General features: G+C 66.1%; 26 protein-coding genes. 11 read left to right on the top strand and 15 right to left on the bottom strand.

Going from position 1 to position 24,473, the window contains the following annotated elements; translation table 11 throughout:
* Window positions 1-6: 6 nt before the first annotated feature.
* Both AWC31_RS16550 and AWC31_RS16545 read left to right on the top strand, forming a co-directional pair.
* Entirely contained in the window at window positions 7-282 is a 276-nt protein-coding gene (locus tag AWC31_RS16550) for a YciI family protein (protein ID WP_085145204.1), read from the top strand.
* A 153-nt stretch (window positions 283-435) separates the two neighbouring features.
* Window positions 436-1,485, top strand: coding sequence for an NAD(P)-dependent alcohol dehydrogenase (locus AWC31_RS16545; protein ID WP_085145203.1), 1,050 nt, complete (start codon window positions 436-438; stop codon window positions 1,483-1,485).
* Window positions 1,486-1,488: 3 nt separating this feature from the next.
* Here the strand turns inward: AWC31_RS16545 and AWC31_RS16540 are convergent, their stop codons facing one another.
* Entirely contained in the window at window positions 1,489-1,815 is a 327-nt protein-coding gene (locus tag AWC31_RS16540) for a DUF3349 domain-containing protein (RefSeq protein ID WP_085145202.1), read from the bottom strand.
* 143 nt (window positions 1,816-1,958) lie between these two features.
* Here AWC31_RS16540 and AWC31_RS16535 point away from each other — a divergent pair, with 143 nt between their 5' ends.
* Window positions 1,959-3,410, top strand: a complete 1,452-nt coding sequence (locus tag AWC31_RS16535; protein ID WP_085145492.1) for an LLM class flavin-dependent oxidoreductase — start codon at window positions 1,959-1,961, stop codon at window positions 3,408-3,410.
* Window positions 3,411-3,483: 73 nt separating this feature from the next.
* Here the strand turns inward: AWC31_RS16535 and nrdF are convergent, their stop codons facing one another.
* The 3 genes from nrdF to AWC31_RS16520 form a co-directional block, all read right to left on the bottom strand.
* Window positions 3,484-4,446, bottom strand: a complete 963-nt coding sequence (gene nrdF, locus AWC31_RS16530; protein ID WP_085145201.1) for a class 1b ribonucleoside-diphosphate reductase subunit beta — start codon at window positions 4,444-4,446, stop codon at window positions 3,484-3,486.
* Window positions 4,447-4,521: 75 nt separating this feature from the next.
* A complete protein-coding gene (locus AWC31_RS16525; protein ID WP_085145200.1) occupies window positions 4,522-6,063 on the bottom strand; it encodes a flavin-containing monooxygenase in 1,542 nt (513 codons plus the stop codon).
* A gap of 91 nt (window positions 6,064-6,154) precedes the next feature.
* Window positions 6,155-6,895: a TetR/AcrR family transcriptional regulator gene (locus AWC31_RS16520; RefSeq protein ID WP_067857253.1), complete on the bottom strand. Its 741-nt coding sequence runs from the start codon at window positions 6,893-6,895 to the stop codon at window positions 6,155-6,157.
* Between the two features lie 152 nt (window positions 6,896-7,047).
* Between AWC31_RS16520 and AWC31_RS16515 the strand changes: the two genes are divergently transcribed.
* Window positions 7,048-8,232 carry an NAD(P)/FAD-dependent oxidoreductase gene (locus AWC31_RS16515; protein WP_085145199.1) on the top strand — a complete coding sequence of 395 codons (1,185 nt, stop codon included), beginning with the start codon at window positions 7,048-7,050 and terminating at the stop codon, window positions 8,230-8,232.
* A 68-nt stretch (window positions 8,233-8,300) separates the two neighbouring features.
* On the opposite strand, the gene AWC31_RS16510 is transcribed toward AWC31_RS16515, so the two are convergent.
* On the bottom strand, window positions 8,301-9,101 hold the full coding sequence (locus tag AWC31_RS16510) for an IclR family transcriptional regulator (RefSeq protein WP_085145198.1): 801 nt from the start codon (window positions 9,099-9,101) through the stop codon (window positions 8,301-8,303).
* Between the two features lie 124 nt (window positions 9,102-9,225).
* Between AWC31_RS16510 and AWC31_RS16505 the strand changes: the two genes are divergently transcribed.
* A complete protein-coding gene (locus AWC31_RS16505) occupies window positions 9,226-10,593 on the top strand; it encodes an MFS transporter (RefSeq protein WP_234816880.1) in 1,368 nt (455 codons plus the stop codon).
* Window positions 10,593-11,366 (top strand): 1,6-dihydroxycyclohexa-2,4-diene-1-carboxylate dehydrogenase, encoded by a 774-nt coding sequence (locus tag AWC31_RS16500; RefSeq protein ID WP_085145197.1) that lies wholly within the window; start codon window positions 10,593-10,595, stop codon window positions 11,364-11,366. The genes AWC31_RS16505 and AWC31_RS16500 overlap by 1 nt, the downstream gene beginning before the upstream one ends.
* Here AWC31_RS16500 and AWC31_RS16495 read toward each other — a convergent pair.
* The 4 genes from AWC31_RS16495 to AWC31_RS16485 form a co-directional block, all read right to left on the bottom strand.
* On the bottom strand, window positions 11,344-12,189 hold the full coding sequence (locus AWC31_RS16495; RefSeq protein ID WP_067857238.1) for a GNAT family N-acetyltransferase: 846 nt from the start codon (window positions 12,187-12,189) through the stop codon (window positions 11,344-11,346). The genes AWC31_RS16500 and AWC31_RS16495 overlap by 23 nt on opposite strands.
* A gap of 63 nt (window positions 12,190-12,252) precedes the next feature.
* Window positions 12,253-12,396 carry an MFS transporter small subunit gene (locus AWC31_RS36865; protein WP_110775112.1) on the bottom strand — a complete coding sequence of 48 codons (144 nt, stop codon included), beginning with the start codon at window positions 12,394-12,396 and terminating at the stop codon, window positions 12,253-12,255.
* Window positions 12,393-13,787 (bottom strand): OFA family MFS transporter, encoded by a 1,395-nt coding sequence (locus AWC31_RS16490; protein ID WP_085145490.1) that lies wholly within the window; start codon window positions 13,785-13,787, stop codon window positions 12,393-12,395. Before AWC31_RS16490 ends, AWC31_RS36865 begins: the two co-directional genes overlap by 4 nt.
* Before the next feature lie 209 nt (window positions 13,788-13,996).
* On the bottom strand, window positions 13,997-14,707 hold the full coding sequence (locus tag AWC31_RS16485; protein ID WP_085145196.1) for a LysR family transcriptional regulator substrate-binding protein: 711 nt from the start codon (window positions 14,705-14,707) through the stop codon (window positions 13,997-13,999).
* 54 nt (window positions 14,708-14,761) lie between these two features.
* On the opposite strand from AWC31_RS16485, the gene AWC31_RS16480 reads away from it, so the two are divergent.
* Window positions 14,762-15,145, top strand: coding sequence for a DUF5997 family protein (locus tag AWC31_RS16480; RefSeq protein ID WP_085145195.1), 384 nt, complete (start codon window positions 14,762-14,764; stop codon window positions 15,143-15,145).
* 86 nt (window positions 15,146-15,231) lie between these two features.
* Here AWC31_RS16480 and nrdE read toward each other — a convergent pair whose 3' ends face one another.
* The 4 genes from nrdE to AWC31_RS16460 all read right to left on the bottom strand — a co-directional run bounded on the left by nrdE (window position 15,232) and on the right by AWC31_RS16460 (window position 19,205).
* The gene (gene nrdE / locus AWC31_RS16475; RefSeq protein WP_085145194.1) at window positions 15,232-17,400 is read right to left on the bottom strand and encodes a class 1b ribonucleoside-diphosphate reductase subunit alpha; all 2,169 of its coding nucleotides are present in this window, start codon (window positions 17,398-17,400) and stop codon (window positions 15,232-15,234) included.
* Window positions 17,367-17,810, bottom strand: a complete 444-nt coding sequence (nrdI, locus tag AWC31_RS16470) for a class Ib ribonucleoside-diphosphate reductase assembly flavoprotein NrdI (protein ID WP_067857223.1) — start codon at window positions 17,808-17,810, stop codon at window positions 17,367-17,369. Before nrdI ends, nrdE begins: the two co-directional genes overlap by 34 nt.
* Before the next feature lie 39 nt (window positions 17,811-17,849).
* Window positions 17,850-18,089, bottom strand: coding sequence for a redoxin NrdH (locus AWC31_RS16465; protein WP_067857222.1), 240 nt, complete (start codon window positions 18,087-18,089; stop codon window positions 17,850-17,852).
* 423 nt (window positions 18,090-18,512) lie between these two features.
* Window positions 18,513-19,205 (bottom strand): TetR/AcrR family transcriptional regulator, encoded by a 693-nt coding sequence (locus tag AWC31_RS16460; RefSeq protein ID WP_085145193.1) that lies wholly within the window; start codon window positions 19,203-19,205, stop codon window positions 18,513-18,515.
* 47 nt (window positions 19,206-19,252) lie between these two features.
* Here AWC31_RS16460 and AWC31_RS16455 point away from each other — a divergent pair, with 47 nt between their 5' ends.
* Window positions 19,253-20,041, top strand: a complete 789-nt coding sequence (locus AWC31_RS16455) for an SDR family oxidoreductase (RefSeq protein WP_085145192.1) — start codon at window positions 19,253-19,255, stop codon at window positions 20,039-20,041.
* Between the two features lie 37 nt (window positions 20,042-20,078).
* Here the strand turns inward: AWC31_RS16455 and AWC31_RS16450 are convergent, their stop codons facing one another.
* Complete coding sequence (locus AWC31_RS16450; RefSeq protein ID WP_067857210.1) at window positions 20,079-20,621, bottom strand: NADPH-dependent FMN reductase; 543 nt, start codon at window positions 20,619-20,621, stop codon at window positions 20,079-20,081.
* A gap of 96 nt (window positions 20,622-20,717) precedes the next feature.
* Between AWC31_RS16450 and AWC31_RS16445 the strand changes: the two genes are divergently transcribed.
* The 3 genes from AWC31_RS16445 to AWC31_RS16435 are packed head-to-tail and all read left to right on the top strand — an operon-like array spanning window position 20,718 to window position 23,580.
* A complete protein-coding gene (locus tag AWC31_RS16445) occupies window positions 20,718-21,326 on the top strand; it encodes a TetR/AcrR family transcriptional regulator (protein ID WP_067857206.1) in 609 nt (202 codons plus the stop codon).
* Window positions 21,327-21,330: 4 nt separating this feature from the next.
* A complete protein-coding gene (locus AWC31_RS16440; RefSeq protein ID WP_085145191.1) occupies window positions 21,331-22,392 on the top strand; it encodes a DNA polymerase IV in 1,062 nt (353 codons plus the stop codon).
* Window positions 22,393-22,401: 9 nt separating this feature from the next.
* Window positions 22,402-23,580 (top strand): AAA family ATPase, encoded by a 1,179-nt coding sequence (locus AWC31_RS16435; RefSeq protein ID WP_067857200.1) that lies wholly within the window; start codon window positions 22,402-22,404, stop codon window positions 23,578-23,580.
* On the opposite strand, the gene AWC31_RS16430 is transcribed toward AWC31_RS16435, so the two are convergent.
* Entirely contained in the window at window positions 23,577-24,452 is an 876-nt protein-coding gene (locus AWC31_RS16430) for an SDR family oxidoreductase (protein ID WP_085145190.1), read from the bottom strand. The two genes, AWC31_RS16435 and AWC31_RS16430, sit on opposite strands and share 4 nt — an antisense overlap.
* Window positions 24,453-24,473 lie beyond the last annotated feature (21 nt).

Below are 24,473 nucleotides of genomic sequence, written 5' to 3'. Positions count from 1 at the left end.
CGCAGCGTGTTCCACGTACTCACCACGACATACCTGAAGCCGCTCGACGTCGTCGAGCAGACCCGGCCCGCCCATATCGCCTGGCTCGAGGAGGAAGTGGCCGCGGGGCGCATCCTGTTGGCCGGCCGTCAGGAAACACCGACCGGTGCCGTCCTGATCACCGGCGACATCAGCGCCGAGGAAGCCCAGAGCATCATCGACCGCGACCCCTACACGTTGGCCGGCCTGGTCAGCGTCGAGCGCGTGTCGTTCAACGGATCGTTCCGCGCGCCCAGCCTGTAGCCAGGTAGCCGGGACCAAGGTCACAGCGAAAGCCGGGATTAGCGCTACGCGCCTCGTCGTTTCTCATACGGGCTCTGCTGTGTTCAGCAGGCGCCAGTTAACTGGGCTAATGTCCCCAGAAGTATGCACTGACGACGATAAAAGAGGGCTTTGATGAGCACTGTTTCCGCCTACGCCGCGAACTCGGCGACCGAGCCACTGACCAAGACCACGATCAAGCGCCGCGAGGTCGGCCCGCACGACGTAGCTTTCGACATCCATTTCGCCGGGATCTGCCATTCCGACATCCACACCGTCAAGGGTGAGTGGGGCACGCCCAACTACCCCGTTGTCCCCGGCCACGAGATCGCCGGTGTGGTGACCGAGGTGGGTTCCGAGGTCACCAAGTACAAAGTCGGCGATCACGTCGGCGTCGGCTGTTTCGTCGACTCCTGTCGTGAATGCGACAACTGCAAGGCCGGCCTGGAGCAGTACTGCACCGGAACCGGCATGATCGCCACCTACAACTCGACCGAGCGCGACGGCACCCCGACGTTCGGCGGCTACAGCGGCGCCACCGTCGTCGACGAGAACTACGTGCTGCGCATCCCCGACAGCATCCCGCTCGACGCGGCCGCTCCGCTGCTGTGCGCAGGCATCACCACCTACTCCCCGCTGCGGCACTGGAATGCCGGCCCCGGCAAGTCGGTCGCCGTGATCGGTCTCGGCGGGCTCGGCCACATGGCCGTCAAGCTGGCCAAGGCGATGGGCGCGGAGGTCACCGTGCTGAGCCAGTCACTCAAGAAGATGGAAGACGGCCTGCGTCTGGGCGCCAGCCACTACTACGCGACCGCCGATCCGGACACCTTCAAGAAGCTGCGCGGATCGTTCGACCTGATCCTCAACACCGTGTCGGCCAACCTCGACCTCGGCGCCTACCTCGGCCTGCTCAAGGTCGACGGCACGCTCGTCGAACTCGGTATGCCCGAGCACGCCATGGAGGTGCCGCCGTTCCCGCTGGCCGGTATGCGACGCAGCCTGTCCGGGTCGATGATCGGCGGCATCGCCGAGACCCAGGAGATGCTCGATTTCTGCGCCGAGCACGACGCGCTGCCCGAGATCGAGGTCATCGCGCCCGACTACATCAACGAGGCCTACGAGCGCGTGCTCGCCAGTGACGTGCGCTACCGGTTCGTCATCGACACCGCATCGCTGCGGGGTTAGTACTCAGACGGTTTCGCGCTCGACGCCGGCCAGGGGCCAACCCGCGGCGGCCAGTTTGGCCGCTACCCGGTTGATGTTCTCCGGGCCGGCGTCGTGGTGCGACACCTCGGCGATGAAGGCCGCGATCTCGTCATGATCGATCGAGCCGTCGACGAGCGCTGTCGAACCGTCGGCGGTGAGATTCCGCACCACCTCTTTGACCTGTTCATCGGTCAACGGGGTGGCGCGCAGCAACGCCAACAGCGGCACGCGGTCGTCGCCGGGGACACCCTCGGGATATCCGGCACGCAACCAGTTCAGGATCGAGATCACCAGCGACTGTGTGGTCACTGCGCCAGTTTGGTGGGTGGGCGGTGAGCGCACCACTCGAGGGCCGACAGTTGGTCGCCCCTTCACCCGTCGTTCACCGCGAGAAACAATCCCGCTGAACACAACCGGTGAAATCACCGCGGTCACCCGGCATCCTCGGCGCGGTGACCCGCGTGATCCGTTTCAACGCCTTCGACATGAACTGCGTCGCCCACCAATCCCCCGGGCTGTGGCGACATCCCGACGACCAGTCCTGGCGCTACAAGGACATCACCTACTGGACCGAGCTCGCGAAGTTGTTGGAGCGCGGCCGATTTGACGGGTTGTTCATCGCCGACGTGCTCGGCACCTACGACGTCTACGGCGCCAGCGACGAGGCCGCCATCCGCCAGGCGGCACAGATCCCGGTGGGCGATCCGATGCTGCTGGTCTCGGCCATGGCGCTGGTGACCGAGAATCTGGGCTTCGGCATCACCACCGGCACCGGCTTCGAGCATCCGTATCCGTTCGCGCGGCGCATGTCGACGCTCGACCACCTCACCAACGGCCGCATCGGCTGGAACATCGTCACTGGGTATCTGCCTGCCGCGGCCCGCAACATGGGCCAGACCGACCAGCCCGCGCACGACGCGCGCTACGACCACGCCGACGAGTATCTCGAAGTGCTCTACAAGCTGTGGGAAGGCTCGTGGGAGGACGACGCCGTCGTGCGCGACGCCGAGCGCGGCGTGTTCACCGACCCGGCCAAGGTGCACCACATCGGCCATGCCGGTGAACATTTCAGCGTTCCGGGCGTTCATCTCGCCGAACCGTCACCGCAGCGCACCCCGGTGATCTATCAGGCCGGCTCGTCGCCACGCGGAGTCCGGTTCGCCGCCGAGAACGCCGAGGCGATCTTCACCGCCGCGCCGACCAAAGCCATTCTGCGCGAGACGGTTTCGACGATCCGCTCCGAGCTCGAGCTGGCCGGCCGCGATCCCTACTCGGCCAAGATCTTCAATCTCACCACGGTCATCACCGGCGAGACCGACGAGGAAGCCCACGCCAAGCACGCCGAGTACCTCTCCTACGGGGATCCGGAGGGCGCACTGGTGTTCATGTCCGGCTGGATGGGCGTGGACCTCGCCCGCTACGGCCTCGACGAGCCGATCGGCAACGTCGATTCGAACGCAATCCTGTCCGCGGTCAAGGCTTTTCAGTCCGCTTCGGACAAGGGTGGCGAGTGGAACGTGCGCGACATCGCCGAATGGGGCGAGATCGGCGGCATGGGTCCGCGCATCGTCGGCTCCGGCGTCCGGGTGGCCGATACCCTGCAGGAGTGGGTCGACGAAACCGACGTCGACGGCTTCAATCTCGCCTACGCCATCACGCCCGGCTCATTCGCCGACTTCATCTCCCACGTGGTCCCGGTGCTGACCGCGCGGGGCGCCTACCAGTCCAGCTATGCGCCGGGCAGCCTGCGCAACAAGCTGCTGGGCCACGGCGACCGGCTCGCCGACGAACACCGCGGGGCGAGTTACCGTGTGGGCGGCCGCAATTCGACGATCATCGAGCGGCCGTCGACGGTGCCGTCGTCATCGGCGTCGACGGCCGCTCAGCCGGCGCGGGGCCGCTGAGCACCGCCGAGCAGACGCGTGGGTACCCGAAAATCGTTGATTTCGGGTACCTACGCGTCTGGTCGCGCTGGAACTAGAAGTCCCAGTCCTCGTCTTCGGTGTTGACGGCCTTACCGATCACATACGAAGAACCGGAACCCGAGAAGAAGTCGTGGTTCTCGTCGGCGTTGGGGCTCAGCGCCGACAGGATCGCCGGGTTCACGTCGGTCTCGTCACGCGGGAACAGCGCCTCGTAGCCGAGGTTCATCAACGCCTTGTTGGCGTTGTAGCGCAGGAACTTCTTGACGTCTTCGGTGAGCCCGACGCCGTCGTAGAGGTCCTGCGTGTACTCGACCTCGTTGTCGTAGAGCTCGAACAGCAGCTCGTACGTGTAGTCCTTGAGTTCCTGGCGCTTGGCGTCGTCGACGAGGGCCAATCCGCGCTGGAACTTGTAGCCGATGTAGTAGCCGTGCACGGCCTCGTCGCGGATGATCAGCCGGATCATGTCGGCGGTGTTGGTCAGCTTGGCCCGGCTCGACCAGTACATCGGCAGGTAGAAGCCCGAGTAGAACAGGAAGCTCTCCAGGAGCGTGGAGGCCACCTTGCGCTTGAGCGGCTCGTCGCCCTTGTAGTACTGCATGACGATCTCGGCCTTGCGCTGCAGGTTCGGGTTCTCCTCCGACCAGCGGAACGCGTCGTCGATCTCGGCGGTCGAGCACAGCGTCGAGAAGATGTTGCTGTAGCTGCGGGCGTGCACGGACTCCATGAACGCGATGTTGGTGTAGACGGCTTCCTCATGGGGCGTGAGCGCATCCGGGATGAGGCTCACGGCGCCGACGGTGCCTTGGATGGTGTCGAGCAGCGTGAGGCCCGTGAACACCCGCATCGTCAGCTGCTTCTCGTGTTCGGTGAGAGTCCCCCACGACGGGATGTCGTTGGACACCGGGACCTTCTCCGGCAACCAGAAGTTACCGGTCAGCCGATCCCAGACCTCGGCGTCCTTTTCGTCCTGGAGCCGGTTCCAGTTGATCGCTGAGACGCGGTCGATCAGCTTCATGCCTTCGCTCACCAGAACCCCATTCCACCAGGTCGTTGTGTTTGCCGGACGGCACCACCGACACTACCCCTGGGGTCAGCCACCGGTCGTGACCGCAACACCTTGTGTTTTCGTGTCGCGCTCCGTGTCGTAGAAATCGAACTCCGACGGGTCCAGCGAGCGCGTTGCCAGCCAGTACTGCCAGGTCATGCCGCTCCAGAGCGTGCGGTTGACGCCGTGCTCGTCGAGGTACCAGCTCCGGCAACCTCCGGTGCTCCACACCGTGCCGGTGAGATCGTGCTGCAGTCCGGCGTTGAACTCGTCCTGCGCGCGGCGGCTCGGCGCGAGCGCGGCGGCGCCGGCCTTGTCGACGGCCGCGATCGCCTGGCCGACGTAGCGGATCTGCGACTCGATCATGAAGACCACCGAGTTGTGCCCGAGCGCGGTGTTCGGCCCGAGCAGGAAGAACAGGTTGGGCATGCCGGCGACGGCGATGCCGCGGTGCGCCTGGATGCCCTCCCGGTTCCAGCGGTCGACGAGGTCCTCGCCGCCTGCCCCCTTGATGTCGACGTAGGTGTAGGAGTCGGTCACGTGGAATCCGGTCGCCCACACCACGACGTCGACGGGGTGCTCGACGCCGTCGGCGGTGACGATGCCGGTCGGGGTCATCCGGGCGATGCGCTCGGTGATCACCTGCGTCTTCGGGTTCGCGATGCCGCGATAGTAGGTGTCGGAGTTGAGGATGCGCTTGCAGCCCGCGCGGTAGTCCGGGGTGAGCTTGCGGCGCAGCTCGGGGTCTTTGATGCTGCGGTTGATGTTGTAGCGGCCCATCATCTCGCCGATCTTGAGCAGCCGGGGCTGCTTGGTCATGGCGAAGCCGACGCCCTCGTGGATCCAGTAGATCCCCGCGCGCAGCAGCGCGCGGGTGCCCGGCACGTAGCTGAACACGCGGCGCAGCCACAGCGGGAACCTGTTGTTGACCCGCGGCATCACCCACGCCGGAGTCCGCTGGTAGAGATGCAACTCGGCGACGTCCTTGACGATCTCCGGCACGATCTGGATGGCGCTCGCACCGGTGCCAACGACCGCCACCCGCTTACCGCGGATGTCGACACTGTGATCCCATTCCGCGGAATGGAATGCGGCACCGGCGAATTGGTCGCGACCCTCGATGTCCGGGATCTGCGGGATGTGCAGGCCACCGGCGCCCGAGACGAGGAACTGTGCGACGTACTCGCGCCCGTCCTTGGTGAACACGTGCCAGCGCAACTCGTCGTCGTCCCAGTGCGCGCGGTCGACGTGCGCGCCGAAGGTGATGTAGCGGCGCAGCCCGTACTTCGCCGTCACGCCCAGCAGGTAATCCTGGATCTCGGGCTGGAAGGACCACATGTAGCTCCAGTCGGCCTTCGGCTCGAACGAGAACGAGTACATGTGCGACGGGATGTCACACGCGCAGCCCGGATAGGTGTTGTCGCGCCAGGTGCCGCCGATCTCGTCGGCCTTCTCCAGAATCAGGAAGTCAACGCCGCGCTGTTGCAGCTCGATGGCCATGCCCAGCCCGGAGAAGCCGCTGCCGATGATCAGCGCGCGGGTCTGCACGGGTTGCTGGCTGGCAGCGGCCTGTTCGGCAGCCGTCATAGTCAGATCCTTTCCCGGGAACGCCGGTACCGGCTATTTGCCAGTTTCCGGCCCCAGTGCTCGGCTGTCAACGCGCCGGTGAGGTGGTCGATCAGCCCACGTGTTCGCGGCGCTGCACACCTTCGTGGAGCGGAAGATCGGGGTCGATCCAGATGCCGAGCAGCTCGCAGGTGCCGTTGATCGAGCCGACCATGATCGTGGTCAGGTGCGCGACGAATTCGTCGATCGGCATCCGCCGCGGGCTGTCCTCTTTGGTGCCCAGCCACCAGTCGGTGGCCGACGCCGCGGCGCCGAACGTCGCGAACGCGGCCAGCTCGATCGCCGCCCCGTCGAGTTCCATCTCCCGGAGCTCGTTGGAGAACATGTCGGCCATCGCCAGCGTGATGCCCCGCCCCTCGTTGAGCGCCCGCATGGTCGATTCGCTCTGCTCGGCAAATCGGCCCTGGATCAGGAACCGCAGCACGTTGGGGTGCTGGTCGACAAGCTGCACGTACTGCTCGACGCTGCGCCGGATGACCTCGCGGGCCGGGTCGGCGGCCAGGTTGATCGACGGGAAGATCGCCGACCACAGCATGTCGCGCAGCCGCTCCCCGATCGCCTGGAACAGGTCGGATTTGTCGGCGAAGTGGCGGTAGATCTTCGGTTTCGCAGTCCCGGCTTCTTCGGCGATTTCCCTCAGGCTCAGCTCGGGGCCGAGGCGGTCGATCGCCCGGAACGCGGCGTCGACGATCTCGGACCGCACCTTCTTGCGGTGTTCACGCCAGCGCTCGCTGCGGGCGTCGACCTTGACGCCCGCCTCGCTGCTGGAATGTGTCCTCGACCCTCGTCGCACGCGATCACTGTACTCGCCTGGTGGCGCTGACCTGCTCAGACCGCGCAGTAACACGCCTGACGGTGCCGCTGACCCGGGGATTTCTCCCGGCAAGCTGGGTACATCTTGCTTGGGTACTATCTCTGCGACACTCAACGAACGAGACGAGGCTCATGACGCAGCGATACGACCTGGTCATCGCCGGAGGTGGCCCATCGGGGTCGGCCGCCGCATGGCAGGCCGCTCAGACCGGCGCCAAGGTGGTCGTCCTGGACAAAGCGGAGTTTCCCCGCGACAAGCCGTGCGGCGACGGACTGACCGCACGCGCGGTGAGCTATCTGCAGAAGATGGGACTGGCCGACGAGGTCGCCACCTATCACCGGGTCAACCGGGTGACGGTGTTCAGCCCGAGCGCGTGGGAGCTGTCGTTCCCGCGGCGCCCCGGGATGCCCGATCACGGCCATACCGTCAGCCGGACCCATCTGGACACGGTGCTGCTCAAGCACGCCGAATCGGCTGGCGCCGAGGTGCGGCAGGGCGCCGAGGTGGCCGGGCCCGAGTTCGACGCCGACGGCCGCGTCGTCGGCGTGGTGCTCAAGAGCGGCGAGAAGGTGTTCGGCGACGCCGTCATCGCCGCCGACGGCGCCTACTCCCCGATCAAGCGCGCACTCAAGATCGACTCGGAGTACAACGGCTACTCCGCGATCGCGATCCGCTCGGAGATGCACGCCAACCGTGCCGATTCGGACAGCCTCGACATCTACCTCAAGCTGATGTTCCAGGGCGACCAGCTGCCCGGCTACGGCTGGGTGTTCCCGATGGGCAACGGCATCTTCAACATCGGCCTCGGCTATGTGAACTCCTACAAGAACTGGCAGTCGATCAACGCCACCCAGTTCCTCGGCGAGTTCCTGCGGACCCTGCCCGCCGAGTGGGAGCTGCCGCCGATCGAAGAGCTCAAGAAGAACAAGAGCGTGCGGGCGTGGCGATTGCCGATGGGCTTCACGGCATGGCCGCCATGGCGTCCGGGTGTGCTGTTCACCGGCGACTCGCTGGGTGCGGGCAAGCCGGCCTCGGGCGCGGGCATCTCCAAGGCGCTCGAGTCCGGGCTGGCCGCCGGTGAGTGCGCGATCGCGGCGCTGCAGAACGGCGGGCCCGACGACTTCACGAACTACGCGCAGCGCATGGAAGCCGCGTGGGGTCGGGAGTACCGGCGTGGCCGCTACATGCACAAGCTGATCGGCTACCCGAAGCTGGCCGATGCAGGCGTCAAGCTGATCGACAACGCCGCGTTCCGCGACCGGATGCTCAAGGCTCTCTACAAGAAGGCCCAGGGCCCACAGCACACCATCAAGTAGCCGTCTGTGCCGAATGGCCAGTTGTGACACGCTTTTTCGCTTTCTGCGTGTCATGACTGGCCATTCGTCTATGTCAGCCCTGCGGCCGCCTCGAGCAGGCCTGCCTGCGTCGCCAGCAGGCCGGCGTCGTCGCCACGATCGTGCGGGACGGTGGCACACAGCGCGACTCGCTCGCGCCACGATCGGCCCGGCAGCGCCACGGCTGTCCCGCACAACCCGACCGCCGCTTCCTGCCTGCTGAAGGCTTGGCCGGTACGGCGAATGGTGGCCAACTCGTCGAGCAGACCTGTCACCGTGTCGATGGTCCACGGGGTGACCTTGGCGAGTTGCTGCGCCGGGTACAGGGCGCGCACCTGATCGTCGGTGAGCTGGGACAGCAACAACTTGCCCGCCGAAATGGCATGTGCCGGACGCAAATACCCCTGTTGCAGCGTCGCGCGCACGGGCCGGTCGGGCTCTATCCCGTCGAAGAACAACACCTGGGTACCCACCAGGGTCGCGACATGGACGGTCTCGCCGGTGAGGTCGACGGCACGCCGCAGCACGGGCAGCAGGCGCGTGCGGTCATCGAGGTCGAGTCCACGCGGGCGAGCCAGGTCGAGCAGCACCGGTCCGGGAAAATACCCGCGGCCCGTCGGCCCAAGGATCACGATGCCCCTGTTGCGCAGGGTGTTGAGGATGCGGTACGCGCTCGAGCGCGAGCACGACAGTTCCCGCGCCACCGACGTGACGTTGATGCTGTCGGAGTTGACGAACATCGTCATCACCCGCAGGCCGGAGTCCAGCGAGGACAGATGCTCGCCGATGGGTTCGACGTCGATGCTCAGCTCCTCACTTGTCCCGGGATCAGGAACAAAATAGCGTCTCAATCGGGCGATGGCACTTATTAGTCCCGTATCGCGAGACTTCCAGCGCTCACTATAGAGACGGCGCCTCACTCTGTGCCCTACTTGAGGCCTTGTTCACAGGCTCTTGTTTCAGAAAGGCCACGCCATGCCGTCGTCACTGATTCGCGTGCAATCGGTCATCGACGACACCCCCATGAATCTCAAGCGCTGGGGTGTCGTCGGCTTGTGTTTCGCCATCGCCCTCCTCGACGGCTTCGACACCCAGTCGATCGCGTTCATCGGATCGTCGATCGCCGAGGAATTCTCCATGGCGACCGCCGAGATGACCGCGGTGATCACCGCGAGCACGGTCGGCATGGCTCTGGGCGCCATCACGCTGGGATCGATCGGTGACCGCATCGGCCGCAAGCGGGCAATCCTGTTGGCGCTCTCCATCTTCGGCTTCTTCTCGCTGCTCGGCGCGTTCGCGCAGGCCCCGTGGCAGATCGTGCTGCTGCGGTTCCTCATCGGCCTGGGCATGGGTGGTGCGACGCCGTCACTGCTGGCTCTCGCGGCGGAATACAGCCCCGAGCGGTCCCGGAAACTGTCGATGACGCTGGTCTTGTTGGGCCTGCCCGGCGGCGCGATGCTCGGCGGCGTGGTGGCGGCGGCCTGGCTTCCGGCCCTCGGCTGGCGCGGCATCTTCCTCCTCGGCGGCCTGCTGCCGCTGCTTCTGCTGGCCATCGTCGTCGTCTTCCTGCCCGAGTCCCCGAGTTATCTCGCGACCCGCGATGACGCCGCGAGCCAGGACAAAGCCCGGGAGCTGCTGCGCCGGATCACCGGGGCGTCCATCCCCGACGACGCGATCCTCGCGGCCGAGCAGCGCGAGCAGAATGCCGGCTCGGTCCGCGCGCTGTTCGCCTCGGACTACCGCACCTCGACCATCACGATCTGCGCGATCTATCTCGCGAACTGGATCGCGTGGTTCCTGTTGCTGCAGTGGACCCCGACGGCCCTGCACCAGGCCGGGCTGTCGAAAGAACAGGCCGCATCGGGCACCATCGTGGTCAACGGCGCGTTCATCGTCTTCTCGTTCCTGGTAACCGCATTGCTGTCCCGTGTGCCGATCCGCCGGCTGCTGCTCGGCATGTTCGGCCTCGGGATCGCGGTGGCGCTGGGCCTCGCGGTGAGTGGCTCGAACTGGACGTTGACGTTCGCCTTGATCGCGGTGGCCGGGCTCGGCATCGGCGGTCAACAGCTGGTGCTGAACTACCTGATCGCCGAGACGTATCCGACTCAGCTGCGCGGCACCGCAACCGGCTTCTCCATCGGCGTGGGCCGCACCGGTTCGATCATCGGTTCAGCACTCGGCGGCTGGCTGCTGGGCAGCTTCGGGGTGGGCGGCTACTTCGGCTTGATCGCCGTTCCGCTGGCCATCGCCGCGCTCGCGACGTTGATGCTGCGCCCGCAGCACCCCGGCTTGTCCTCGCCCGAGGCAACCGGTGAGTCCGCGGTCGCGGTGGAGAGCCGGTGATGCGCTTCACGGGCAAGGTTGCCGTTGTCACGGGTGCGGCGCAGGGTATCGGCAAAGGCGTCGCGTGCGGTATCGCCGCGGAGGGCGGAGCCGTCGTGCTCGCCGACAGATCCGACCGCGTCCACGGCGCCAGTGACGAGATCTCATCGGCGGGCAGCGCAGCGCGCGGTTTCGTGTGTGATCTCGAAACCTACAGCGGCGCATGCGATCTGATGCAGTCCGCGATCGCCGAGTTCGGCCGGATCGACATTCTGGTCAACAATGTCGGCGGGACCATCTGGCGAAAACCGTACGAGTTCTACGAGGAGCAACAGATCCTCGCCGAACTGCATCGCTCGCTGTTGCCGACGCTGTGGTGTGCGCGCGCGGCCCTGCCGTCCATGATCGAACGTGGCCACGGAGTCATCGTCAACGTGTCGTCGAACGCCACCCGCAGCATCAACCGCGTGCCGTATGCGGCCGCAAAGGGCGGCGTCAACGCGCTCACCGCGTCGCTCGCGTTCGAAGCGGCGAGCAAGGGCATTCGCGTCGTCGCCACCGCCCCCGGCGGAACCGCGGCACCGCCCGGAGGCATTCCCCGCAATCCCGATCCGCTGACCGACGACGAGATTCGGTGGCATGAGGAAACCGTCGTGCAAAGCACCCAGAGCACGTTCCTCAAGCGGTACAGCAGCATCGAAGAGCAGGTGGCGCCAATCCTTTTCATGGCATCCGACGACGCCAGCTACATCACCGGCACCGTCCTGGAAGTCAGCGGCGGCGATCGGGGCTGAGCGCATACCGGACGTTCTCGGCGACGGGCACAAAGCCGATGCGTTTGTAGACGCCGTTGGACACGGCGTTTGCGGCATCGGCGAACAGCACGACATCGCTCACCCCGCGGTCACGCGCGAACTGCGCTGCCGCGGAGGTGACCGCGGCGGCATAGCCGTGGCCGCGGTGCTCGCTGGGCGTGTAGACCGGACCGATGCGCGACGTGCCGAGCACAGCCGGATGCAGCCGCGCCATGCTGACCGGCACATCTCCGACAGACCACAACAGGACGTGGCCACCGGCAGCGCGAACCGACGCGAGCATGCCGCGGTTCGCCTCGATGTTCGGCTCGGCGCCGAACGCATCGACATAGAACGCGTCGAGCCAACGTTCGAAGAGCTCGGCGTCGGGATCTGCCGCGAGCCGCCAGTTGCCGGGGACCCCGGTCGGCGGCGTGAGTACACCCAGGCGATACAGCACGTCTTCCGACGATCTGCGGGCCGCAACCCCGGTGACCGCACGCCAAGCCCGAGTGAAAGCCGTTGCGTTAGCGGGGGTTCCGCGCACACCCAACAGCTGAGCATTCGCTGATGCGAGTGCATCGGCCGCCGACCGCGAGGCGTCCGGAGGCAGACCACTGACCAACAGCACCGACTCGCGTATCTGCACGGCCGCACCGGCGACGGTGCCACCGTTCGACACCGAGAGCAGGACTTGATCTGCCGGCCATGGCTCGGTGCGCAGCGTCGTCAGCTCGGAGGTGAACAGCACCGGGTCCGCGCCGTACAGCGCACCCGTTACCGCGCCGAAGTCGCTCGGTGACGAATGCAGATGGGCGATCATGCACTCGAGCGTGACAACTCGCGGCGTGGGTCTCCAGTGATTTTCGCCGGCAAGTCCTCGGTGTCAGCCGAACAACTGCCCGACTTTGAGCAGCAGTTGGTAGGCGCCGTATCCGAACGGCACCACGACCCACAGCCATGCGAGTGCGATGTAGGCCTTGGGGACCGTCGGTGTGTACTCGTGATACTCGACAGCAGGCTCGTTCACCGGGCCACCTCCTTCGCGACGGACTTCGCCGGATTGCCTTCCGGTTCATGCCATTTCGAGGACACCGGGCGGATCAGCTCATTGCACACCAGCGCGATCACGAGCAGCCCGATCATGATCGAGAATGACACGGTGTAGAGCGCCGGGCCGTCTTTGCCCGCCGCGGCCTGACTGTCGGCGACCGAGTTCACGATGATCGGTCCGAGAATTCCCGCTGCCGACCACGCGGTGAGCAGCCGGCCGTGGATCGCGCCGACCTGGAACGTGCCGAACAGATCCCGCAGATACGCGGGGACGGTGGCGAAACCCGCACCATAGAACGACAGGATCAGGATGGTGGCGATCAGGAAGATCAGCTTGTTGGAGTTCTCCATCACCGTGATCGTCAGGTAGAGCAGCGCACCCACACCCAGGTAGAGCCGGTAGGCGTTCTTGCGGCCGATCACATCCGACAGGCTCGACCAGCCGATACGGCCGAGCATGTTGCCCAGCGACAGCATCGCCACATATCCGGCCGCCGCGGCAGCCAACGCACCCGCCGCCGCGCCCGCCATCGGGAAGTAGTCCTGGTAGATCGGCGAAGCCTTCTCCAGGATGCCGATGCCGGCAGTCACGTTGAAGCACAAGACCACCCACAGCAGCCAGAACTGTGGGGTCTTGACCGCGTTGCCTGCCGATACCTGCCCGCCGGTCACGATCGACCCCGCCTGCACCGGCGGTGGCGTCCAGCCCGTCGGCCGCCAATCCGGCCGGGGCACCCGCACGAGAAGCCAGCCCAACGACATGAAGACCGCATAGGCCAATCCGTGTACGACAAAGGTTTTCGCGATCCCGGCGGTGTCGGTGCCGAACGCGCCCAGCATCGCCGTCGACCACGGTGACGCGATGAGCGCGCCGCCGCCGAAGCCCATGATCGCCAGCCCGGTCGCCATTCCCGGCTTGTCCGGGAACCACTTGATCAGCGTGGAAACCGGCGAGATGTAACCGATGCCCCAACCGATCCCGCCCAGCACGCCGTAGCCCAGCAGCACCAGCCAGTACTGGCCCAGGGCAAGCCCGGCGGCACCGACGAGCCATCCACCGCAGAAGCAGCACATCGCCGCGAACATGGCCATCCGCGGCCCGTTGCGGTCGACCCAGGTGCCGAAGACCGCGGCCGACAGCCCGAGCATGACGATCCCGATCGTGAACGGCAGGGCGCTCAGCGTGCCGGAGATGCCGAGCGCTCCCTCGAGCGGCTTCTTGAACACGCTCCACGAATAAGCCGCGCCGACGGACAGATGGATCGACAATGCCGCCGGCGGCACCAGCCATCGACTCCAGCCCGGCGGCGCGATGATGCGCTCGCGGCTGAAGAAGGGCGCCGTGGTCGGTGCGGTGGACACTGTCATCTTTGGCCTTTCGTTGCCTGACGACGCCCGTGCTGCCACCGCGAGCGCCACACCCGCCACGGCTGTGGTCGGGGACACATGAAGCGATTCCTCGACGGACCTTAGCGAAAGCCCGCCGGTTTTGAAACGTTTCACGAAAATTGCCAACGCAAGCGGTCATGACCTGTGCAAACCCGCCACTTCGCTTCCCTCGGAAGCCATCTGGCTGATCAGCGTCGACCGCGTTGAGTTCGACTCGGCTTACGGGCGACCTTTCCCGCCGCGGCGCGGGCAGCCTGCTTCGCCAGCGTCTTCTCCCGTGCGGTGCGTTTCGGAGCGGGCTCGGCCTGCCCCCGCGACGAACTCGGTTTGCGGCCACGCACAACACCGATGAACTCCTCGACGAGCGGCGACTGCGGGCCCTCCGGGAAAGCCAGCGCGACGGGGCACGCGGGCGCGTCGGTGATCGGGCGGTATGTGAGGTCTTTGCGGTGATACAGCCGCGCCAGCGACTGCGGAACGACGACCACGCCCATTCCAGCGGCAACGAGTTCTATTGCGTCCTTCGTGGTGTCGGGTCGGTGCTCAAGCGGGGAACCCGGGGCCGACCAGGTGACGACGTTGTCGAGCGGAAGCAACGTCGACTCACCGTCGAGGTCCGCGGCGGTGATCTCATCATCGGCAGTGAGAAGGTGATCGGTCGGCACCACGGCCACCGTCGTCTCCTCATACAGCGGGATGACTGCAAGCCCCGATGTGTCGGCGGGCAGCCGCAACAACGCCACGTCGACGGTGCCGGCCCGCACCGCGTCTGCCGCATCGGCCGCATCCACGGCGCACAACTGCAGGGGAACGTTGGGATGGCGCTCCGCCCAGATCCGGGCCCACTTCGCGGGCGTCCCGCCCGGGACGTACCCGAGGGTGAGCGACGACTGGGTCACCGCCTCAGGCTACCGATAGGCTGAGGCCATGAGCGACGCTTGCGAGGGACCAGCATGAGCAGGCCGAATGCGCAGTCCATGAAACCCGCCACGGCGGCGAAGAAGCTGGACGTGTACTTGCCGGCGACGCCAGCCGAGTTCCAGGAGAATGCGATCACGCGCGCCGAGCTCGCGGCGCTGCAAGCCGATCCGCCGCAGTGGCTCAAGGATCTCCGCAAGAACGGGCCGCACCCCAAGAATCTGGTGGCGGCCAAGCTCGGTGTCTCGATCGCGGGTCTCGCGCGCGGCGGGGTTACCGAGGCACTCACCACCGAGCAGATCAATCAGCTGCTCGAGGAGAAGCCGGACTGGCTGGTCGCCGAACGGGAGAGCTACCAGAATGTGCTGAGCGAAGAACGCCGCCTGAAGGCCGTGCGTGCGGAGCAGGCTCGCGACTAACAGACACGTCGAGCGTGGGCCTTGTGCACGCCAATTCGAGCTAACGCGTGCATAGTGCCCACGCTCGCGCAGCACGCCAGCTCAGATCACAACATGCAACTGACGCAGTTTTCGACCTCGGTGCCTTCCAAAGCCATCTGGCGTAGGCGGATGTAGTAGAGCGTCTTGATTCCCTTGCGCCAGGCGTAGATCTGCGCCTTGTTGACGTCGCGCGTGTTGGCGGTGTCTTTGAAGAACAGCGTCAGGCTGAGCCCCTGATCCACGTGTTGGGTGGCCGCCGCATAGGTGTCGATGATCTTCTCGTACCCGATCTCGTACGCGTCCTGGTAATACTCCAGGTTGTCGTTCGTCAGGTACGGCGCCGGATAGTAGACGCGACCGATCTTGCCTTCCTTGCGGATCTCGATCTTCGATGCGACCGGGTGGATCGACGACGTCGAGTGGTTGATGTAGGAGATCGACCCGGTCGGCGGAACCGCCTGCAGGTTCTGGTTGTAGATGCCGTGCTTCTGCACCGACTCCTTCAGCTGCTTCCAATCATCCTGCGTCGGGATGTGGATCCCGGCGTCGGCGAAGAGCTGCCGCACCTTGTCGGTCTTCGGCTCCCACACCTGCTCGGTGTACTTGTCGAAGAACTCACCTGAGGCGTACTTGGACTTCTCGAAGCCGCCGAAACGCGTATCACGTTCGATGGCAATGAGATTCGATGCCCTCAGGGCATGGAACAGCACGGTGTAGAAGTAGATGTTGGTGAAGTCGATGCCCTCTTCGGACCCGTAGAAGATCCGCTCGCGGGCGAGGTACCCGTGCAGGTTCATCTGCCCGAGCCCGATCGCGTGCGAGCTGTTGTTGCCCTGCTCGATCGACGGCACCGACCAGATGTGGGTCTGATCGCTCACTGCCGTCAGCGCCCGGATCGCGACCTCGATGGTCTGCGCGAAGTCCGGCGAATCCATGGCCTTGGCGATGTTGAGCGAGCCGAGGTTGCACGAGATGTCCTTGCCCACCTTGGCGTAGGACAGATCGTCGTTGAACACCGACGGCGTCGACACCTGCAGGATCTCCGAGCACAGGTTGCTGTGGGTGATCTTGCCGTCGATCGGGTTGGCCCGGTTCACCGTGTCCTCGAACATGATGTAGGGGTAACCCGACTCGAACTGCAGCTCGGCCAGCGTCTGGAAGAACTCGCGCGCCTTGATCTTGGTCTTGCGGATCTGTGCGTTGTCGACCATCTCGTAGTACTTCTCGGTGACCGAGATGTCGGCGAACGGGACGCCGTAGACGCGTTCGACGTCGTACGGCGAGAAGAGGTACATGTCCTCGTTCTTCTTGGCCAACTCGAACGTGATGTCCGGGATCACCACGCCCAGCGAGAGCGTCTTGATCCGGATCTTCTCGTCGGCGTTCTCGCGCTTGGTGTCGAGAAACCGGTAGATGTCGGGATGATGCGCGTGCAGGTACACCGCGCCGGCGCCCTGACGCGCCCCGAGCTGATTGGCGTAGGAGAACGAGTCCTCCAGCAGCTTCATGATCGGGATGACGCCCGAGCTCTGGTTCTCGATGTTCTTGATCGGCGCGCCGTGCTCACGAATGTTGGTGAGCAGCAAGGCAACTCCGCCACCGCGCTTGGACAACTGCAGTGCCGAGTTGATCGAGCGCCCGATGGACTCCATGTTGTCCTCGATGCGCAGCAGGAAGCACGACACCGGCTCGCCGCGCTGCTTCTTGCCCGAGTTGAGGAACGTCGGCGTCGCCGGCTGGAACCGTCCGTCGATGATCTCGTCGACCAGCTTCTCGGCCAGTTCGGTGTCACCGGCGGCGAGCGTCAGCGCGACCATGACGACGCGGTCCTCGAACCGCTCCAGGTAACGCTTGCCGTCGAAGGTCTTGAGCGTGTAGCTCGTGTAGTACTTGAAGGCACCGAGGAACGTCGGGAACCGGAACTTCTTGGCGTAGGCGCGATCCAGCAGCCCCTTGACGAAGTTGCGGCTGTACTGGTCGAGCACCTCGCGCTCGTAGTAGTTCTTCTCGATCAGGTAGTCGAGCTTCTCGTCCTGGCTGTGGAAGAAGACCGTGTTCTGGTTGACGTGCTGCAGGAAGTACTCGCGCGCGGCCTGCTTGTCTTTGTCGAACTGAATCTTGCCGTCTTTGTCGTACAGATTCAGCATCGCGTTCAGGGCGTGGTAGTCGGTCTCCCCGGGGAGCGCGTGCGTGCTGTCGCTTACAGGCTCTGCAGCTGTGACGGTTGGTGGCACGTCTGGTCCTTCCAAAAGTCTTCCAAGCCCGCGCGGACGGCAGCCACGTCGTCCGGGGTTCCCATGAGTTCGAAGCGATAGAGGTACGGCACACCGCACTTGCGCGAGACCACATTGCCCGCGTAGGCGAACTCCGCACCGAAGTTGTTGTTGCCCGCGGCGATGACGCCGCGGATCAACGACCGATTGTGTTCGTTGTTGAGGAACGCGATGACCTGTTTGGGAACGTAGCCACCGTCATTGATGTCCGGGGTCGCACGGCCACCGCCGTAGGTCGGCAGGATCAGGACGTAGGGTTCGTCCACCTCGATGCGGCCGTGCAGCGGGATCCGGATGGCGGGGAGGCCCAGCTTCTCGACGAAACGATGGGTGTTCTCCGAGACGCTGGAGAAGTAGACGAGATTGGCCATCTGTCCTCATCCTCTCCCCCGGTTGTTACTGCCTTATGTCTATGCGCTGACCGCTGCGGAGCTGAGCGCCTTGATGCGGTCCGGACGGAAGCCCGACCAGTGTTCGTTGCCGGCCACCACGACAGGCGCCTGCAGGTAGCCCAGCGCCATGACGTAGTCGCGGGCCTCGCTGTCGAGGGTGATGTCGACCTTCTCGTAGGCGATGCCCTGCTTGTCCAGCGCCTTGTAGGTGGCGTTGCACTGCACGCATGCGGGCTTGGTGTACACGGTGACGGTCATCTTCGGTACGGCTCCTCTTGCGGTAAGTGAAGAAATCTAGACAGTGACTGGCAACTGGTCAGGTACTGCATCTCGCTATACATCAGCGACCGCCGGGCCGCCAAAATTCCTGCTGCCCGAGGCCGCTCTCCGGCCGGTTCTGAAACCGACTCCGCCGGATTCGCTGCGCTCCGGCGGGCTCCCGAACTGTGGTGGCCTGTCGGTCTCACAGACACTACACCTAGTGGCCCGCCATCCGAAGCCATACAACATGTTCTGAATAACATTTTTGAAATTCCCAGGTCGTAAGCTTGCCGGCCGCCTCGCCCCCGGCGTGTCGCACACCGGGCGCAAGGCCGTGTCGCCCTATATAGAGGTGTCTACCACCAGGCACCGACAACCATCGGGCCGAAACCGGCACGCAGCAAAGCGTCCGTGCGGTTGTCAAGTCCGCGACAGCCTTGACAACCACTCGCCGAGAAGCACCCGTTCGCCATCGCTCAACGACGGCCCACCGCCGCCGGGCCCGGCGAGCGCGTCAGCGAGCGCGGCAGCGGCCTGTGCGACCTCCGACACCGGCCCGCGTTCCGGCGCGGAGGTGACGAGCAGGCCGGCGAGGACGTTCTCTCGCAGCGCCACCGACAGCCCCAGATCGGCAGCGCCGGCCGGCTCGGCGATCAACTGCAACGTCACGCCGACATTGGCCGCGACGATCTGTTCGGCGGCCTCGTCCACCGGCACCCGCAGCAGGCCCCGCCGCTCGGCCCGCTCGAGCAGCCGGGTCAGCTGCACCTGGGCGACAGCGGTGACCTTGCACGGCCGGCCGGGCGCGATCCCGCCGTACAACAGGACATAGAACGCGGGATGGTCCAATCCGTACTGGACGTGCTGGTCCCAGCCGCGCCTCAAGTCGGAGACCGGATCGTCGTCGGCATCGCCCTGCGCGGCGTACTGGCCGAGCCCGAACTCGACGACCGCATCCAACAGGCCCTGCTTGCTGCCGAAGTGGTGATACAGCGTCGGCGCCGCCACGCCGGCCCGCTCGCACACCGCCCGAGTGGACACCGGTTCACCGGGGGCGGCATCGAGCAGTTCGGCGGCCGCCCGCAACAGCCGGTCCTTCGCGTTGCCTTTCACATCGCTATAGTAACTCTATAGCGCCGCTACAACCCGAGGCGAACGACATGCCAACACACGTGTCCACCCCGCAAGATCTGCACGGCAAGCGAGCCGTGGTGACCGGCGGCACCCGCGGCATCGGCCGCGCCATCGTCGAACGCCTCCGCGAGGCCGGAGCGACTGTCGTCGCGGTGGCGCGGACCGCATCCGACGACCACCCCGCCGACGAACTGGTGGTGGCCGACATCGCGACCCCACAGGGCGTCGCGACGGCAGCGGCCGAAGTCGTCACACGGTGGGGCGGGGCGGACATCGTCGTGCACAACGCCGGCGGGTCGGGTCAGCACGACGGTCCGACCGCGACCCTCACCGACGACGACTGGCTGTCGACGTTCAACCAGAATTTCTTCGGCGCCGTCCGGCTCGATCGGCTCCTGGTCCCCGGCATGGTCGACCGGGGCAGCGGCGTGATCGTGCACGTGACCTCGATCCAGCGCCACTCGCCACTGCCGACCACCGTGCCGTACGCAGCCGCCAAGGCCGCACTCGCCAATTACAGCAAGGCGTTGTCGAACGAGTTGGCGCCCAGCGGCATTCGCGTCATCGCGGTGTCACCGGGCTACATCGAGACAGAATCCGCCCACGCGATGGCGGCAACCCTGGCAGAGCTGAACGGCGTCGACCTGCCCGCCGCGCGCCGCGCGATCATGGATTCGATCGGCGGCATCCCACTTGGCGCACCCGGACGCCCGCGCGACGTCGCCGAACTCGTCGGATTCCTGGTCTCGGATCGCGCCGCCTACATCACCGGCGCCGAATACGTGATCGACGGCGGCAGCCTGCGCACGGCCTGAATGAGCAGGCTCAGCCGACGCCGGTCAGATCGTCGGCTCAGCCGACCTCGGCGGCCAGCTTGCCGACGACATCACGCAGGTTCGCGGCAACCTCGGCGTTCTCGCGCGGATGCTTGCCGTCGAACACCTTGGCCGGGATGGAGAGCTTGAGGTCCTCGACCACCCGCGGGCCCGCGATACCCAACGACTTGCGCGTCTCATCGTGCGCCCACACCCCGCCGTACTGGCCGAGGGCGGCGCCGATCACGGCCACCGGCTTCTCCTTGAGTGCGCCGTTGCCGTACGGCCGCGACAGCCAGTCGATCGCGTTCTTCAGCACGGCCGGGATGGTGCCGTTGTATTCGGGCGTCACGACGAGCGCGGCGTCAGCGCCGGCCGCCGCTTCCCGCAGCGCGGCGACGGGTTCGGCGACGTCCTGCGTGTCGATGTCCTCGTTGTAGAACGGCAGCTCCGCCAACCGGTCGAAAATCCGCAGATCCACGCCGTCGGGCGCCGTCTCGACGGCGAGTTCGGCGAGCTGTCGGTTGATCGACGCCGCGCGCAGGCTCCCCACCAGCACCAGCACCTTGATATCGGCCATGTTCGCGTTCCCTTTCCTCTGAGCCGGTCTTTCCGATCGCCCCACCCATCAACCGGACCGTGGTCCGATTAATTCCCCCTGAGTTAAAGTGCAAGGGTGGCAGCCTCCGACCGCCCGACCAAGCTCGCGGTCACCGACGCGATGCCACACGAACGTGGTGACGCCGCCCGCAACCGGGCCCTCCTGCTCGACGCCGCACGCAAGCTGATCGCCGAACGTGGACCGGACGCGGTGAGCACCGACGATATCGCGGTGGCCGCCGGTGTCGGGAAGGGCACGCTGTTTCGCCGTTTCGGCAGTCGAGCCGGCCTGATGATGGTGCTCCTGGACGAGGACGAGACGGCCCAGCAGGAAGCGTTCATGTTCGGCCCTCCGCCGCTTGGCCCCGGCGCGCCGCCTCTCGACCGACTGCTGGCCTACGGCCGCGAGCGCCTGAGATTCGTGCAGTGTCACCAGGCCCTGCTGTCCGATGCGGTGCGGGACCCGCAGATGCGGTTCGCGGGCCCGTTCATGTTGCACCGGTCGCACGTGCGGATGCTGCTCGAAGCGGCAGGCACCACGGGCGACCTGGATGCACAGACCGATGCCTTGATCGCCCTGCTGGACGCCGACTACGTGGCGCATCAGACGGCCGATCGCGGCCGAACCCTCGATGAACTGGCGGCGGCCTGGGAGGACACCGCCCGTAAGTTGTGTGGCCACTAGCGCGATGACCAGCTGGGTGCTTCACGTCGACCTGGACCAGTTCCTGGCGTCGGTGGAGCTGCGTCGCCACCCGGAGTTGGAAGGCCTGCCGGTCATCGTCGGCGGCAGCGGTGACCCCACCGAACCGCGCAAGGTGGTGACCTGCGCGTCGTATCAGGCCAGGGAGTACGGCGTCCACGCCGGCATGCCGCTGCGTACCGCGGCGCGGCGGTGCCCGGATGCCACCTTCCTCCCTTCGGACCCGGCCGCTTATGACGAAGCCTCCGAACAGGTCATGGGCCTGCTGCGCGACCTCGGCCACCCGCTGGAGGTGTGGGGCTGGGACGAGGCCTACCTCGGCGCGGATGTCACCGATCCGGTCGAGCTGGCCGAGCGGATACGCACCGTGATCGCCGCCGAGACGGGACTGTCCTGCTCGGTGGGCATCAGCGACAACAAGCAACGCGCCAAGGTGGCGACCGGCTTGGCCAAACCGGCAGGCGTATACGTGCTCACCGAAGACAACTGGATGGCGGTGATGGGTGACCGCCCGCCCGACGCTTTGTGGGGCGTGGGGCCCAAGACCACGAAAAAGCTTGCCACCATGGGCATCAGCACGGTCGCCGACCTGGCCGCGACCGATGCCGCGGTGCTGACGGCGGCATTCGGGCCCAGCACGGGTTTGTGGATTCTGTTACTCGCCAAGGGCGGCGGCGATACCGAGGTCAGCTCCGAACCATGGGTGCCACGTTCGCGAAGTCATGTCGTGACGTTCGCCCAAGATCTGACCGATCGCAGTGAGATCGATGCTGCCGTCGTGGAACTGGCGCACCGCACGCTGGCCGAGGTGGTCGAACAGCACCGCATCGTCACCCGGGTGGCGGTGACCGTTCGAACCAAGACCTTCTACACCCGGACCAAGATCCGCAAGCTGCCCGCACCGACCACGGACCGCGGCGTGATCACCGACACCGCGCTGGCGGTGCTCGACCAGTTCGAGCTCGACCGGCCGATCCGGCTGCTTGGGGTCCGGCTCGAGCTGGCCATGGAGCAGACCACCGAACCAGTTGTCGGTGACGGCCAATAACCTCGACTCATGCTGCAGACCATCGCCGTTCGGGGCTACCGCTCACTGCGTGAGGTGATCCTGCCGCTCACGGATCTCACGGTGATCACGGGCGCGAACGGCACCGGGAAGTCCTCGATCTACCGTGCGCTGCGACTACTGGCGGACTGCGGTCGCGGGCAGGTGATCGGATCGCTCGCGCGCGAGGGCGGGCTGCAATCGGTGTTGTGGGCCGGCCCCGAGCAACCGGCCGAGGAGGCCCAGGGCACCACAAGGACCCGGCCGGTTTCACTCGAATTGGGTTTCGCCGCAGATGATTTCGGCTATCTCGTAGACCTGGGCCTGCCGCAGATGGCCGGATCGGGAGGCAGGCCGTCGGCATTTGCGCTCGACCCCGAGATCAAGCGTGAGGTCGTGTTCGCCGGGCCGGTGCTGCGGCCGAGTTCGACATTGGTGCGCCGCACGCGTGAGTTCGCCGAGGCGGCCGCACAGTCGGGACGCGGGTTCGACGAGCTGAGCCGGTCCCTGCCGGCCTATCGCAGCGTGCTCGCCGAGTACGCGCACCCGCACGCCCTTCCGGAGCTGTCGGCGGTCTCCGACCGCTTGCGCGACTGGCGATTCTACGACGGCTTTCGGGTCGACGCGGGCGCACCCGCGCGCAGGCCGCACGTCGGCACCCGCACGCCGGTGCTCGCCGACGACGGCTCGGATCTCGCCGCCGCCGTGCAGACCATCATCGAGGCCGAGCTCGGCGATCTGGAGCGCGCCGTGGCCGAGGCCTTCGACGGCGCCGAGATCTCGGTCGCGGTCACCGACGGGTTGTTCGACCTGCAGCTACGGCAGCGCGGGATGCTACGGCCGCTGCGCGCTGCCGAATTGTCCGACGGCACACTGCGTTTCCTGCTGTGGGCAGCTGCGCTGCTGAGCCGCAGGCCACCGTCGCTCATGGTCCTCAACGAACCCGAGACCTCGCTGCACCCCGATCTCGTGCGGCCACTGGCCACGCTGATCAGCACCGCCGCAACCCAGACGCAGGTCGTGGTGGTCACCCACTCCCGCGCACTGCTGGAATTCCTCGGCACCACACCGGTCGCCGACGAGGACCGCGGCACAGCGGTGGAGATCGAGCTCTACAAACAGTGGGGCGAGACGAAGGTCAGTGGGCTGGGCATGTTGACCACTCCCTCGTGGCATTGGGGTAAACGCTAGCGCTGCACAGGTTTTGGCCGCAGCGCGCGGCTGAACAAGACATTTACTTGACGCATCGCGACGCTGTAGGGCCACCACGCGACCCGCTTGAACGTGTACAGCGCCCGGATGTCGGACGAGGTGTAGATCAAGAACCGGTTGCGGCGCACGCCCGCCAGAATCTTGGCGGCGGCCTTCTCCGGTGAGATGGCATGGCCGGCGAACCGGTCCACCCACTTCTGGACGTTCGGGTCTTCCCGGTCGACCCCGGCGATCTGCACCGTCTGCACCAGACCGGTTTTCACAGCTCCGGGCACCACCACCGACACCCCGATGCGATGGCGTGCCAGATCGAAGCGCAGCACTTCACTCAGCCCGCGCAGCCCATACTTGCTGGCGCTGTAGGCACTGTGCCACGGCAGCGCGACGAGCCCGGCCGCCGAGGACACGTTGACGAGATGTCCGCCCCGGCGAGCCTCGACCATCGGCGGCAGGAACGTCTCGATCACATGGATCGGGCCCATCAGGTTGATGTCGATCATCGAGCGCCACTGCTCGTGGCTGAGCCGGTCGACCGTGCCCCATGCCGATACCCCGGCGATGTTCATCACCACGTCCATGGGCGCATGCGCGGCATGGATGTCTTTGGCGAACGCCGCCACCTCGTCGTAATCGGAGATGTCGAGTACCCGGTGCTCGGGCACCTGCGCGCCGAGCGCGCGGGCATCGGCGACCGTCTGTGCGAGCCCTTCGTCGTCGCGGTCGGTCAGGTACAGCTCGGCACCCTGGGCGGCGAGCGCGAGTGCGGTGGCGCGTCCAATTCCGCTCGCCGCACCGGTGACGAAGCACCGTTTCCCGCGAAAGTGCTCCCGGACGTCGCTCCCCTGCGCCATAGCGGTGACCTTACCCGCGGC

Origin of the sequence: Mycolicibacterium wolinskyi, from assembly GCF_002101965.1 — a bacterium.
Classification (GTDB): Bacteria; Actinomycetota; Actinomycetes; order Mycobacteriales; family Mycobacteriaceae; genus Mycobacterium; species Mycobacterium wolinskyi.
This window is presented reverse-complemented; position numbering and strand designations above follow the sequence as displayed.